12 protein-coding genes, 1 rRNA gene and 1 pseudogene are annotated in these 14,688 nt (G+C 39.9%); 7 read left to right on the top strand and 7 right to left on the bottom strand.

From position 1 onward, the window contains the following. Positions 1-195: 195 nt before the first annotated feature. From ACJJVX_RS05755 to ACJJVX_RS05735, 5 genes are all read left to right on the top strand, one after another. Positions 196-579, top strand: coding sequence for an RNA-binding S4 domain-containing protein (locus tag ACJJVX_RS05755; RefSeq protein WP_054206900.1), 384 nt, complete (start codon positions 196-198; stop codon positions 577-579). A gap of 73 nt (positions 580-652) precedes the next feature. Further along, the gene (locus tag ACJJVX_RS05750; RefSeq protein WP_054206901.1) at positions 653-1,072 is read left to right on the top strand and encodes a hypothetical protein; all 420 of its coding nucleotides are present in this window, start codon (positions 653-655) and stop codon (positions 1,070-1,072) included. A 367-nt stretch (positions 1,073-1,439) separates the two neighbouring features. After that, a complete protein-coding gene (gene acnA, locus ACJJVX_RS05745) occupies positions 1,440-4,187 on the top strand; it encodes an aconitate hydratase AcnA (protein ID WP_054206902.1) in 2,748 nt (915 codons plus the stop codon). Between the two features lie 127 nt (positions 4,188-4,314). Further along, positions 4,315-4,578, top strand: a complete 264-nt coding sequence (locus ACJJVX_RS05740) for a hypothetical protein (RefSeq protein WP_054452915.1) — start codon at positions 4,315-4,317, stop codon at positions 4,576-4,578. Then, on the top strand, positions 4,571-5,389 hold the full coding sequence (locus tag ACJJVX_RS05735; RefSeq protein ID WP_405630583.1) for a hypothetical protein: 819 nt from the start codon (positions 4,571-4,573) through the stop codon (positions 5,387-5,389). The genes ACJJVX_RS05740 and ACJJVX_RS05735 overlap by 8 nt, the downstream gene beginning before the upstream one ends. A gap of 9 nt (positions 5,390-5,398) precedes the next feature. On the opposite strand, the gene ACJJVX_RS05730 is transcribed toward ACJJVX_RS05735, so the two are convergent. The 5 genes from ACJJVX_RS05730 to ACJJVX_RS05710 form a co-directional block, all read right to left on the bottom strand. Next, positions 5,399-5,929, bottom strand: coding sequence for a DUF4124 domain-containing protein (locus ACJJVX_RS05730; RefSeq protein WP_170174020.1), 531 nt, complete (start codon positions 5,927-5,929; stop codon positions 5,399-5,401). A gap of 43 nt (positions 5,930-5,972) precedes the next feature. Further along, on the bottom strand, positions 5,973-6,710 hold the full coding sequence (locus tag ACJJVX_RS05725) for an ABC transporter substrate-binding protein (protein WP_169328165.1): 738 nt from the start codon (positions 6,708-6,710) through the stop codon (positions 5,973-5,975). A gap of 99 nt (positions 6,711-6,809) precedes the next feature. After that, positions 6,810-7,550: a phosphoadenylyl-sulfate reductase gene (locus ACJJVX_RS05720; protein ID WP_054206907.1), complete on the bottom strand. Its 741-nt coding sequence runs from the start codon at positions 7,548-7,550 to the stop codon at positions 6,810-6,812. A 43-nt stretch (positions 7,551-7,593) separates the two neighbouring features. Next, entirely contained in the window at positions 7,594-9,291 is a 1,698-nt protein-coding gene (gene cysI, locus ACJJVX_RS05715) for an assimilatory sulfite reductase (NADPH) hemoprotein subunit (protein WP_054206908.1), read from the bottom strand. A gap of 64 nt (positions 9,292-9,355) precedes the next feature. Next, positions 9,356-11,164: an assimilatory sulfite reductase (NADPH) flavoprotein subunit gene (locus tag ACJJVX_RS05710; protein WP_054206909.1), complete on the bottom strand. Its 1,809-nt coding sequence runs from the start codon at positions 11,162-11,164 to the stop codon at positions 9,356-9,358. A 409-nt stretch (positions 11,165-11,573) separates the two neighbouring features. On the opposite strand from ACJJVX_RS05710, the gene ACJJVX_RS05705 reads away from it, so the two are divergent. Continuing rightward, positions 11,574-13,196, top strand: coding sequence for an endonuclease (locus ACJJVX_RS05705; protein WP_405630579.1), 1,623 nt, complete (start codon positions 11,574-11,576; stop codon positions 13,194-13,196). 231 nt (positions 13,197-13,427) lie between these two features. Here the strand turns inward: ACJJVX_RS05705 and ACJJVX_RS05700 are convergent, their stop codons facing one another. Continuing rightward, positions 13,428-13,604, bottom strand: a complete 177-nt coding sequence (locus ACJJVX_RS05700) for a hypothetical protein (RefSeq protein WP_161803869.1) — start codon at positions 13,602-13,604, stop codon at positions 13,428-13,430. Between the two features lie 563 nt (positions 13,605-14,167). On the opposite strand from ACJJVX_RS05700, the pseudogene ACJJVX_RS05695 reads away from it, so the two are divergent. Then, positions 14,168-14,422, top strand: a pseudogene (locus ACJJVX_RS05695) (transposase); the annotation flags it as partial. Positions 14,423-14,568: 146 nt separating this feature from the next. Here ACJJVX_RS05695 and rrf read toward each other — a convergent pair. Next, positions 14,569-14,683: ribosomal RNA gene (gene rrf, locus ACJJVX_RS05690) — 5S ribosomal RNA — on the bottom strand. Positions 14,684-14,688 lie beyond the last annotated feature (5 nt).

Raw genomic sequence — 14,688 nt, 5'->3', positions numbered from 1 at the left:
GAATAGCAAATTGCAGGCCAGCTGTTCGGGCGGATACTACGCGTGAAATACTACCGTTTTCTTAAAGACAGAGAAAAACACTAAAAAGTTGCACATTAATTTTATTTAATGCTTCGCTGACTTGAGACAGCTAGATGCAAAAATCACACTAAGCCTTTATACTATAGGCTGTGCCCTACCTTAATGAGATCGAACATGAACCAAGAATATATTGAAATTGAATTAGAAGAAGAGCCAATTGAGCTATGCAAACTCTTAAAAGTTCTTGATTTAGTCGAAGGTGGCGGCCAAGCCAAAAATCTCATCACTGAGGGCTACGTGGGCGTTAACCATGAAATTTGTACAATCAAGCGGAAAAAATTATACAGTGGCGACATCCTTGAATTTGATGGTGAGCACTTTCAACTGACATTAAGTGAAACGGCAATCCCAGCTGAGCGCTCTGCTTCATCAACACAGCCTGAGCCACAAAAGAACACTGAGCAAGCAGCTAATGCCCCCGCAAAAGCCAAACGTAAACGTGTTAAAAAACCAAAGGTTGATGAAAAAACAGGCCGCCGTCCTATTTCATTTGGTTAATCGACTCCAGACTTGTAAAAGTAGCCGTAATCGACTTAAATTACCTTTTGAATAATGATTAAAAAGGTAATTTATGACCCCTCCAGACTGGTTAAAATCCGTAGCTTGGGCCGCCCTTGCTTGGAACTTACTCGGGGTAATTGCGTTTATTATGCAGCTATTTATGACCCCTGATATGATCAGTAAACTGCCTATAGAACAACAAGCTGCTTACTCAAACATTCCCCTTTGGTCAACGATTGCCTTTGCGGTAGCCGTATTTGGCGGCGCACTAGGCTGCATTTTATTATTACTTAGAAAAGCCATTGCACGAGACGTTTTTGCACTTTCACTTATTGCAATTTTTATTCAACAGTTTTACAACTTCATCGTTATTAACAGTATTGAATTGCTCGGTGCCAGCGCCGTATTTATGCCACTATTTGTAATCGTAATTGCCATTACTTTGCTACTGCTGAGCCACACAGGCAAACAACAAGCTTGGCTACAATAAAGTAGCCTAAGAGGCACGCCTTGGTTTGATCACTCATGCTTGAAATATCAATTTTCGGCATCATCTCTACTATACTTGCTTGTATAAAAATAATACAAAAATAGACTGGTATGCACTTTGCATTTTAATCAATTAATCAATTAATCAATTAATCAATCAAAGGTTACGCTCATAACACTTAATACCAATCGTGTTAAGTTACTGACCACTTATAGCGAAATACGGCAGAAATTTTGACATGTACTTGTTCTACATGAAAAATTTATAACGCAGTTAGCGCTTTATTTAGCCCGCTAAAATGGTTAAATATTTAAGTCGATTGGTATAAGTACTATTTAAGGATATTCATCTAATTAAGGGGCACATAATGAACAATAGTTTTGACACCCAAAAACAACTCACAATCAATGGCGAACAATTTCATATTCACTCACTGCAAGGTTTAGGCGATCAGGCTAAGCGACTACCATTCTCACTAAAAATACTACTCGAAAACTTACTGCGTAATGAAGACGGCGTTAATATTAAAAAACAAGATATTAAAGCACTTCTAAATTGGGATTCACAAGCCAAGCCCAGCGCTGAGGTTGCATTTACGCCTGCTCGCGTAGTCATGCAAGATTTTACCGGCGTACCTGCAATTGTTGATTTAGCCGCAATGCGTGATGCTATGGAAAGACTCGGTGGCGATCCAGCTAAAATAAACCCACTCTCACCTGCAGAGCTGGTAATTGACCATTCAGTACAGGTAGATGGTTACGGCGAAGATGGCTCTTTTGATTTAAATGCCAAACTTGAGTATGAACGCAATAAAGAACGCTATGAATTTTTACGTTGGGGTCAAACCGCCTTTGATAACTTAAAGGTCGTGCCACCTGCCACCGGTATTGTTCATCAAGTAAATTTAGAATATCTCGCTCGTGTGGTATTTAACGAAGAGCGCAATGGTCAACGCTTTGCTTATCCTGATACATTAGTCGGCACTGATTCGCATACTACTATGATCAATGGTTTAGGTGTACTTGGTTGGGGCGTAGGTGGTATCGAAGCCGAAGCCGCAATGCTTGGACAACCAATTAGCTTACTTATCCCGCAAGTCGTTGGTATGAAACTCAATGGCCGCTTACCTGAAGGCACCACAGCTACCGATTTAGTACTCACGGTAACTGAAATACTGCGCAAGCATGGGGTGGTAGGTAAGTTTGTTGAGTTTTATGGCGATGGGCTTGCTGATTTACCACTGGCTGATCGTGCAACCATAGCTAATATGGCCCCCGAATACGGCGCAACCTGTGGTATTTTCCCTATCGATGATGAAACCATAAATTACTTACGTTTAACCAATCGCGATGAAACTCAACTCAAGCTGATTGAAGATTATGCAAAACACCAAGGTCTATGGCGTAACGATGGCGATGAAGCCAATTACACCGATACATTAGAGCTCTCATTAAATGATGTAGTGCCTAGCCTTGCAGGACCAAAACGTCCCCAAGACAGAATTGCTCTCGATCAAGCTGGCGATATTATTGGTAAGCATTTAAAAGGTTTTCAAGATGAACGTCTTGCTAAACGCGACAATAGTGATGAACAACAAGCTCGTATTGAAGATGAAGGTCCAACAACGAATCCTGACGAGCCAATCAACGAAGCACAATTTATGGGCGCTGCAAAGGTAAACTTTAAAGGCCAAGAATTTGAACTTAAAGACGGCGCTTGTGTTATTGCTGCTATTACCAGCTGTACTAACACCTCAAATCCAAGTGTTATTTTAGCTGCCGGTTTAGTTGCTAAAAAAGCCCGTCAACTAGGTATTAATGTTAAACCATGGGTTAAAACATCGCTCGCACCAGGCTCACAAGTGGTAACTGATTATCTCAAAAATGCAGATCTAATGGATGACTTAGATGCACTAGGCTTCAACCTTGTTGGTTACGGTTGTACTACTTGTATTGGTAATTCAGGCCCGCTTGCAGATGAAATCAGTGAAGCAATTCAGCAACATAAATTAGTAGTGAGTTCTATTTTATCAGGTAACCGTAACTTTGAAGGGCGTATTCACCAAGATGTGAAAATGAACTTTTTGGCGTCGCCGCCACTGGTCGTCGCTTATGCAATTGCAGGACGCACAGATATTGATGTGTATAACGAACCATTAGCGCAAGATGCTAATGGTAACGATATTTATCTTAAAAATATTTGGCCTAGCGTCAGCGAAGTAAATGAACTCGTGAAAAAAACCGTCACTAAAGAAATGTTCGCTACCAGCTACGGCAATGTTTATAAAGGGGATGATCGTTGGCAGCAGATAAAAATTCCAGATGGCAAATTGTATGACTGGAATGACGCCTCAACCTACATTAAAAAAGCACCATTTTTTGATGGTATGAGCATTGAGCCTCCTGGTATCCCTGCAATTAGCGGCGCTCGCTGTTTAGCTAAACTTGGCGATTCCGTCACCACGGATCATATATCCCCTGCTGGCGCAATTAAAGCAAGCGCACCTGCGGGCGAATACTTGCAAGAAAATGGCGTAGAAAAATCACAATTCAACTCCTACGGATCTCGCCGTGGTAACCATGAAGTGATGATGCGCGGCACCTTTGCCAATGTTCGATTAAAAAACTTACTTGCTCCAGGTACTGAAGGCGGGGTAACTCGTACTCAACCCGATGATGAATTAGCCAGTATTTACGATGCGGCTATGGCTTATCAACAACAAGGTGTGCCATTAGTTGTGCTAGCGGGGGCTGAATATGGTACTGGTTCATCGCGTGATTGGGCAGCAAAAGGCTCGTTATTACTTGGTATTAAAGCCGTTATTGCGCAAAGTTATGAACGTATTCATCGCTCTAATTTAATTGGTATGGGTGTACTACCACTGCAATTTAAAGCAGGAGAAAGTCATGAGTCTTTAGGTTTAACAGGTCAAGAGCAGTTTGATATTGAAGACCTGTTCGATAAAACTAAAGAAGTGTGTGTGATTGCCACTAATAACGAAGGTAAAAAAGTCAGTTTTAGCGCCGATGTACGTATTGATACTCCCAAAGAGTGGGATTACTACAAACACGGCGGCATTTTACAATATGTACTGCGTAATATGCTCAGTAACTAAACACTTTGATGACTGGGCTTTGCAGTGCTTGACTGCTTAGCCCTTTATTATTTCTTTGATGTAAAACAAGTCAGCCTACAAATTATTAGCTACACTTAATTCACGTTATCAATGGTATGCATCGAGTATGACAGAGCAAAAAACGATACAAGTACTTAAGGTGTTTATCATACTTGGCATATGCCTTATTTTAGCTGGGCATTATTTATTAACATCTGACATTTTTGGCGAACAAAATAGTATCCGCGGCATTATGATTAGTGCAATTTGCATTGCGGTAGGGGTTTTATTTTCTCTACCAACAAAAATCTATCTCACCATCATACTAATGAAGTTAGAAACTGAACACCAAACACATGCACCCACAAGTAAGCATGCTACAGATGAGTAAATTTCGACTTATTAAAAACACCTCAGTTATTAGTCTATTACTGCTGGGGATCTCATCCAATACCATTACTGCCCATGAAAAGCTAACAATCGCTTCTGGAAACTTCGCCCCTTATTTCATTCAAAATGAAATCATCGGTAATGGTTTCTTTGATAATGTCGTCGTAGACGTTCTTAATAAGCAAGGTTATACCAAGCTAAAAATCATCCCGTTAAATAACGATGCAATTCAACGTTATTTTGATAATCAAGTCGCAGATATTGCCATTAACTACACAGCTCAGCCACCCAAAGGAGCATTTCCTTCACGGTTTAGAATCAAGTTTATGAATAGAGTGATTATGCACTCATCCGAATGGGCGGAAAACATAACCAACTTAAGCGATTTAAAAGATCTCACTGTAGCGAGCTTTATTGGTGCGTCACAATTATTTGGTAATGATTACCGTAAACTAACGCAGCAAAAAAACATAAATTACTCAGAGATTGGTAACCAACAAGCACTTAACAAACAGCTGCACACTAATCGTATTGATGTACGTATAGGTGATTACCTTATGTTTCATTGGAATACAGCACACTTAACCCAATTAAGCCCTAAGCAATTTATTTATCGCGATATTTTAAACTATGACGGCTCATATATTGTATTTCAACAATCAGCCCTTAGAGATGAATTTGATGATGCTCTAATGAGAATGATGCACTCAGGGGAATTGGATAAATTAACCCAACAATGGTTAACTCAGTATAATCTTCCTAGCGTCGATCATCAGTTTTTTGCTAACAATACAGCCTCACTCCAACCCTAGACTATAGGCTTAATTATTCGACTCTAAAGCTTGAGTGCGTTGCTCTAACTTTGTCTTTATTTGCTCTGCATCATCGAATAACTTTTTAATTACCACCGGGTCATAAACACTATTTGAGCTTTTAGGAAGAGTTAAATTACCAGCTTTTGCACTCCCTTTTAATATTGATGTGTCTTCGGCTGCAATGACTGTAATATCTTTAGGATCGAGTACTAATCGCTCACTTTTACCATCAGGGTTTGGTTGATCAGAGTAATGCCATTGACCACTTTTATCTTGCCATTTGTAAATTGTAGTGGCTTTTTCAGTGCTATCACCTGATATTTTTTCTACAACCTGATTACTTGTTTTTACTACAGCATCAACCGCATGATCTAAAGCTCCGCTCGACAAAGCGACCATTTGCTCTTTAATATTGTTCGATGTACTGCCGATATCTTCACTATTTAACCACGTTTCACCATCTGGGCGCTGTAAGTAAAATAAGGCTGTAATGCTAATTAGCAAGATCATTGTTGCTAAGTACGCAAAATATTTCATAATCAATCCTTTGGGTTAAAAGTAAGCCATTCATAAACTACCTTTACTGGTAGCGGCTAATTATACTAGCAAGCTCTTTACTTTCTTTCAGCTCTTTTAAAAAAAGATTAAACTCTCGAACAAGCTTTCTTCCCTTTGGAGTGTATGAAAATTGCAACTGAAGTGGTGCTTTACCAACATTGAAATCACTTATAACTAATTGCGATAGGTGCGGGTGTTTTTTGATATACCAATTCACCACATCTCTCGACATAATGGTAAAGCGCTTACTCATAGGTGTATCACTATAGAGACTTTGCAGTATATCTAGATCTGAATAAAAGTTCTCACGATGCAGTACGTTACTATTCACTAGTAATTCATATTTTGGATAAACATAACCAAACCGCCCTAGTAATATCCCGTCTTTTAAACTATTCAACTCTTTAAAGTCAATTAGCTTAGTGCCATGAGACACTACCAGTACGTCTTCGACTATCGCTATTTCTTGGCTCCAATAATAAGATTCATCACCGATAAGCCAAACCTCTGATTCCATCCGCGCATCAACATAGCCTTGCTGTAACATCTTCGCGGATCGTTTTTCTGGTGCAAATATATACTCAATATCTACCTCTGAAGCCTCTGAAAAAAGAACCAGAAGCTCGTTTAAAATACCTTTATGCTGCGTGTCCACAAAATGATAGGGCGGGTAGTCTTCATCAGGCAATGCAATACGAAAACTATCCGCAACTGCAGAAGGTGACATAAGTAAGAAAAAAAGCAGACAGAATTGTTTCATAAATGCGATTCACATAACAAACTGGTTATTAAGCATACTACATTTACAAAAAAAACGCAGCGTGTGCTGCGTTTTTAAAATAATACTAATTAAAAAGAATTAAATTCCATCGCCGTCAATATGTAGACCACATTCGCGATTTAAGCCAAAGAAACGCGTTTCTTCTTCAGTCATACCCGGCTCTAACTTACGTGTAGTATGCACATCTCCCATCGACACATAACCTTGCTCCCATAATGGGTGATACGATAAACCGTGCTTAGTTAAGTACTGATACACATCACGGTTTGACCATTCAATAATAGGATAAACTTTCACTGTGCCACGGCTAATTTCAATCACTTGCTTATCAGCGCGCGATGATGCTTGATCACGACGTAAGCCGCTAAACCATGTGCCTGCGTCAATATCTTTTAATGCGCGAGTCATTGGCTCAACTTTATTAAGCTGATTATATTGCTTAATACCCGCTTCACCTTGCTCCCATAGCTTACCGAATTTAGCCTCTTGCCATGCTGGGCTAAGGTGCGATTTATACACTTTTAAATTCAGTGATAAACGCTCGGTTAATTGCTCAATAAACTGATAGGTCTCTGGAAATAAATAACCAGTATCAGTAAGAACCACGGGAATATCTGGCTTTTGCGAGGTTACTAAATGCAACATCACAGCGGCTTGAATACCAAAGCTTGATGATAAAAATTGTGTGTCAGGCAAATTTTCAAGTGCCCACGCTACACGCTGCTCAGCAGTTAGCTCTTTAAGCATGCCATTTGCGTCAGCCAGCATCGCTGCTTGGCTTTCTTTATCAAGCTTTAAAATGTTTTTAAATTCACTCATAGTAAATTCCAAACCTTAGCCGATGTGTTGCATCGGCTTTAAATTATGCGTAAAAGTCGGTGACTGAGACTTTAACTTCAGCGACTATGCCTTTGCGGATCACAAAATCACCAAAACATTCGCCGTCATTACGTTCACTCGCCCATTGACCTATTAATTTATCAAAGGCTTCTAGATATACATCTTCACCGACATTTTCTAAATACAACTTAGGAATACGTGTGCCTTCAAGGTTACCACCTAAGTACACATTGTATTTACCTGGGCCTTTACCAACTAAACCTGCTTCTGCAAGCATTGCGCGGCCACAGCCATTTGGGCAACCAACAACACGCATAATGATGCTGTCATCAGGAATACCATGCTTAGCAAGTAACGCTTCGGTTTTTTCAATTAAACTTGGTAAGTAACGTTCAGCTTCTGCCATCGCTAATGGGCATGTTGGCAGTGCCACGCATGCCATTGAATTTTTACGCTGCTCTGAATCTTTGTCGTCAATCAAACCATGGTTACGGGCAATTTCTTCAATCACTGCTTTTTGATCTGCTGGCACACCGGCAATGATCAAATTTTGATTTGCCGTCATACGCATATCACCTTGGTGAACTTCTGCAATTTTACGACAACCTGTTTTAAGTGGTTTACCTGGGTAATCTAAAATACGACCACTTTGAATAAATAATGTTAAGTGATGCTTACCATCAATACCTTCAACCCAACCAATGCGATCCCCTCGATGAGTAAACTCAAACGGGCGACTCGGTGCAAATTTAACACCTGAACGCGCTTCAACTTCGGCCTTAAATACATCAGACCCTACACGGTCTAGCGTGTATTTAGTTTTTGCATTTTTACGGTTTGAGCGGTTACCCCAATCACGCTGAACAGATACCACATGCTCAGCAATTTTTAGCGTATCTTCTAACGCGATAAAGCCAAAGTCATCGGCTTTGCGTGGGTACGTTGCAGTATCGCCATGAGTCATAGCAAGGCCACCGCCCACTAAAACGTTAAAACCAACTAGCTTGCCGTTATCAGCAATTGCTACAAAGTTTAAGTCATTCGCATGCACATCCACTTCGTTATTTGGCGGAATGGTTACCGTAGTTTTAAACTTACGTGGTAAATAATTAGACCCCAAAATTGGCTCTTCTGTGGTCTGTGCTTTTTCGCCATTTAACCAAATTTCAGCATAGGCTTTAGTTTTTGGTAATAAATGTTCAGAAATTTTCGCAGCCCAATCGTACGCCTCTTGATGAAGCTCAGACTCAACTGGATTAGTTGTACACAGTACATTACGGTTAACGTCCCCAGCTGTAGCGATTGAGTCAATGCCCACGCTATCAAGCATTTGGTGCATGCCTTTAATATTTGGCTTTAATACACCGTGAAACTGGAATGTTTGACGGGTCGTTAAACGAATACTGCCGTAGCTGGTTTTGTCATCGGCAAATTTATCAATCGCTAGCCATTGTGCTGGCTGAATAATACCGCCCGGCATACGTGCTCGTAGCATTACGTTATGAAGTGGCTCAAGCTTTTGCTTGGCGCGCTCACCACGAATATCACGGTCGTCTTGTTGATACATACCGTGGAATCGGATTAACTGAAAGTTATCAGCAGTAAAGCCACCGGTGATCTCATTTTGTAAATCTTGCTCAATCGTGCCGCGTAAAAAGTTACTTTCTCTTTTCAAACGCTCGTTATCAGAAAGCTTTACGTTTTTATCTTGTTCGCTCATGGTAAATCCTAAATTAGTTACAGTGACGGCTGTTAACTTTTAACAAAGTAAGCAACGTTTAACTTTAATAAACGTCTTTCTGATAGCGGTTGGCGCTACGTAAATCTTTTAAATACTGTTCAGCGTCTTCATCGTTTTTGCCACTATTTTCTTTGATGATATCAACTAAGGCTTGATGAACATCTTTCGCCATGCGGTTTGCATCACCACAGATATAAAAGTGCGCGCCGGCTTCTAGCCATTCAAATACGGCTTTGCTGTTACTACGTAACTTATCTTGTACATAGACTTTCTCAGCTTGGTCGCGGCTAAACGCCACATCAACTTGGCTTAATAGACCAGATTTTAAGTAACCTTGAATTTCTACTTGGTATAAGAAATCTTGCGTAAAGTGTGGGTTACCAAAGAATAACCAGTTTTTACCTGATGCTTCACGGGCATCACGCTCTTGTAAAAATGCACGAAATGGCGCAATACCGGTACCTGGGCCTACCATGATCACCGGTGTTTCATCATTCGCTGGTAAACGGAAGTTATCATTATGCTCGCTGAATACTTTAACTTTACAGCCTTCTTCAGCACGACGTGCTAAATAACCAGAACAACCACCTAAATGCTCGCTACCAAATGCATCAAATTCAACAAGGCCAATCGTTAAGTGCACTTCGTCTTCTACTTCAGCTTGGCTTGATGCAATTGAATACAAACGCGCTTGTAACTTACGCAGGCAATCAACTAATGTTTGCGCTTCAAGCACAGCTGGATTTTGACGGATCACGTCGAAGATTTGACGAGGTTCAATGTATTCACGCATTGCCGCTTTATCTTCAACTAGCTTTAATAACTCAGGCGTACCTGTCGCGATTGCATATTTTTCAACAAAGCCAGGGTATGACTGAGTGAGCTCAAGTTTCTCGATTAATGCATCACGAACACTTAATTCAACATCACCTAACTTTACGCTCGTTGCACCATCAATTTGAGTCAGTGTCAGCACTTCATCAACTAATGCTTCATCATTTAGGAAGTAAACACCTAGTGAGTCACCCGGCGTATAGGTAATATCTGAGCCTTCTAATGAAATTTCAACGTGACGAACATCTTTGGTTGAATCACGGCCAGTAATCTTTTGTACTAAACTCAGCTCTGCCGCAAATGGGTTTTGCTTGGTATATTGGCTGGCAGCAATTGCTGGTGCACCAAATGAAACCACTTGCCCACCAGTTGCACCTTGCTGCGCTTTTAAATCAGGTTCAAACGCATCAAGTGCACCCGTGATCCACGTTGCCGCTTCATCATCATAATCAACATCTAAATCAGCGCGCTGATAAATAGTCTCTGCACCTAATTTATTTAAACGCTCTTCAAAATCTTTTGCCGTTTGGCAGAAGAACTCATAGCTTGAATCGCCTAAACCAATAACCGCTATTTTAACACCATCAAGCTTAGGTGCTTTTTTGGTTGCTAAAAATTCATGCAATGTTTCCGCATCTTCTGGCGGCTCACCTTCACCGTAAGTTGAAACCACGACCGTAAGGAATTTTTCTTTTTTCAGGGCTGTTGGCTTGTAATCAGACATGCTTACTAGTTTCACGGCTAAACCACGTGATTCAGCCTGTTCTTTGAGCTTAGTTGCAACGCCTTTTGAGTTACCAGTTTGCGAGCCATATAAAATGGTCAACGCTGCCGCCTCACCTGCACTTGGCGCAGCACCTACAACACCACCTAAGTTGGCCGTATTGGCATTCGCAGCAAGGTAACCACTTACCCAAGCTTGCTGAATTGGATTAAGCTCAGCCACTAAACCTTGCAGCTTTTGTACTTGCTCTTGCGATAGCGGACTTGCTAGCGCATTAAGTTGACCTAACAACATGAATTGATTCCCCGTAACCCTGAAAGTTATCTGCGAAATGACACTATTTAAGTTAATCACTTTGCCTAAAATTTGCCTCAACTCTATGGCTACAATCTAGCCTTAGAGGATTCTTTGAGTGTGAAGAATAACGGGGTATGGGCGAATAAAAAAAGAATAGAATCTGCTTTGTTATTCCATTTAGTTATGAACTTATATAAATACCTTCAAAAACAGATTAAAAGCTAAAATTTGAGCAATTTAAGCTTTTACTTATAAATAGTAAATAAAGCGGTAACAAAAATAGTTCATAATTAAATCACTTATATTTGCAAACAACTGAACATTAACAATTATGCAACATTGAAGTTGTAAGGTATATTATTCTAGTTCAGTTATAGAACATAAAAATAAAATAAAAGGAAACACCATGTCACACGGGACATATAAAAAGCACATACTAGCCAGTACATTATTGTGTACTTCACTATCAAGCGCAGCCACCATTACTAATGGTGGCTTTGAAAATTGGGTAAACGGTGCACCAGAAGGTTGGAGTACAATTGATTCTGGCATTGCTCTTTCAGCGAATAGCTCAGTAGTTAATTCGGGAGTATTAGCTGCTAAAGTAGTCGTCACAACCGCCAGCCAAAGTAGCACTGATCTATTACAGCAAGTTAACGTAGAAGCGGGACAAAGTTATTTATTCTCAACGTGGGTTTACCACACTGAAGGAGGTGTTAAAGCGCGCCTATTCGCCAACGGTTATCAAAGCTATTCAAATCCGGCACTATTAAACCAATGGCAAGAAATAAGTTATCAATACACCGCTTCGAGCAACACCACTATTTCTGTTGGACTGCGTTTTTACGATGTAAATGGCTTTGATGGCAATGAGACTGTGTATGTAGATAGCTTCACACCAACCGCAACGGTTACACCCCCACCGCCAGGCTGTGCTGATAATACTGTAGATTTAACACTCGCAACCGATAACTATGGCGAAGAAACCAGCTGGCAAATTACCAATCACCAAAATATTACGGTTGCATCGGGTAGCAGTTATACCGGCAACACAACTTATAACGAACAAGCCTGCCTTATTGATGGTGATTACACCTTTAGTATTTTTGACAGCTATGGTGATGGTATCTGCTGCTCATTTGGCAATGGCAACTATACATTAAACCAAGGACAAACAGCCATTGCCAACGGCGCTAGCTTTGAGCACTCACAAGCTACACCTTTCACATTAGGCAATACCGATCCTGTTACCCCACCCGTTGACCCTACAGGCTATTATGTAACTACACAGGGACTTACAGGCTACGCTTTAAAAACTGAGCTTTATAATATTATTAAAGGTCATAACTCACAGGGTTATTCTGCCATTTGGAGTTTTTACGATAGCGCATCTCGTGATAAGTATTTTGAAAATGACAACTCAATTCTCGATCGCTATTCAGAAAAACCAGCCGGGCAAGATAGCTTTAATTATGTAGCAGTGACTAATCAATGCGGAACTTATCGCAGTGAAGGCGATTGCTACAATCGAGAACACTCTTTTCCTAAGAGCTGGTTTGGCGGTAAAATTGAACCTATGAACTCGGATGTACATCATATTTTTGCAACCGATGGTTACGTTAATTCAAAACGCAGTAACTTTCCATTTGGTGATGTAGGCAGCGCAATATATATCTCAAGCAATGGCAGCAAACTTGGCACCGCTTCAAGTTCATTAAATTATTCAGACACTGTATTTGAGCCAATTGATGAATTTAAAGGTGACTTTGCTCGCGCCTACTTTTATATGGCAACACGTTATGAGAACGTTGTTGGTAGTTGGCAAAATAACACCACTTACAGCAACGCAGTACTTAATGGCACATCAAACCAAGTGTTTGAAAACTGGGCGGTAACTATGTTGGTTAATTGGCATAATAGTGATCCTGTCAGTCAACTTGAACTAGATAGAAACCAAGCCGCATTTGAGCATCAAGGTAATCGCAATCCATTTGTCGATCATCCTGAATTTGTAGAGATGATTTGGTAAAAAGACTCAAGCTAGGTTAGAAAGAAATAGCCCTCTTAACTGCGAGGGCTTTCTATCATCTAATTTGTAACATTATTTTTACAATAAAAATTAGATACTTTTTATTAACAAGTGCCAACATTTCATATTAAACAATCAGATTGTGGAGAATTGCTAAATACTCTAAAGGAATATTAATTATCAAGAAATTCACTATATGAGGGAAGATAGTAAAACCAACCCAATTGAATGTTAATTCCAATATGTAGTCAAATATGTGTTCAAATACAATGAACAAAAAACCTCATATCCACCAAGAAAACCACTTGAATCAGAACTTTCTTGTTTTACTTCTGGTTTTTCCTTATAGGTATTAATTGTGACGAAAACACAGTCTTTATAATTACTTTTATTATTCTTTTCTTCCATTATTTTTCCTTATTTAAAGGCACAACTGAACCCACATTAAGGTTACCTTGACGTGTATTGTTTATTTTTGTTTGAAGTAGAGTTGTGCTTGTGGGCTATTGAAATGATACATTACGATTGGATAACTTAGAGGTATTTTTAGTTAGCACCTCCTTTCTTGATTAATTTGATATGGTATATAACTTAAATGATTACTTATTTTTCCTTATTAACCACTGATAGAGCCATTATAAACCCAAAAGAAGATCCTGCCAAAAAACACAAAATACAATTAAAAGTCAAATTTAAATAAGCAAAAAAATCAGCAATTTACAAATAATAATCTTAACGTATTAATAGCATTCCTTTGTGGTGACATAAATGTAATGCCAGCGTATACGCTTGCTTGCTGTTTCATTATTCTTTGAGGGCGAAGACAGAACGAATATTGCTAAGCGGCTAAATACAGCACGCGGCAGTATCAATAAATGGAATTAATATCAAAAGCCACAGAGCCGGGACGTCAGTAGTTGTGATCGTTGATGGTGCTGGTTGACATACTATTTATTGATACTGTACAACCATTTAATAATATAACGTTGATAAAGCTTCCACCTTACTCCCCAGAATTAAACCCAATGGAGCAAGTATGGAGTTGGCTACGGCAACACTGTCTATCAAATCGTGTATTTAGTGGTTGTGAAGAAATAGTCGAACAGGTATCGCAAGCGTGGAATGGATCCATCTCAGTTCCTGGTACGGTTAAAAATGAGAGATTGGATAAAATTGACTTAATCTTTATGCAGATTGGTATTAACTCAGTACGATGTAGCTCGTGATTTATCGCGACAACCGATATATGGGGGTGTATTGCTTTCAGATGAACGCCTGAGCGACATTGACCACCTTGCACCTTGCTCACTTTTTCACTTTCCTGCAGACGTAAAAAAGCCCGACTCAGTGAGTCGGGCTTTCTTTATTTGGAGCCTGGCGATGACCTACTTTCACATAACAAATGCTACACTATCATCGGCGCTGTTTCGTTTCACTACTGAGTTCGGCATGGGATCAGGTGGGTCCAAAACGCTATTGTCACCAAGCAAAT

The sequence above is a fragment of the Pseudoalteromonas sp. Ld20 genome, assembly GCF_045064175.1.
Taxonomy (GTDB): Bacteria; Pseudomonadota; Gammaproteobacteria; order Enterobacterales; family Alteromonadaceae; genus Pseudoalteromonas; species Pseudoalteromonas neustonica.
The sequence above is the reverse complement of the archived record's forward strand: the minus strand, read 5'-3'. Positions and strand labels throughout refer to the sequence as shown.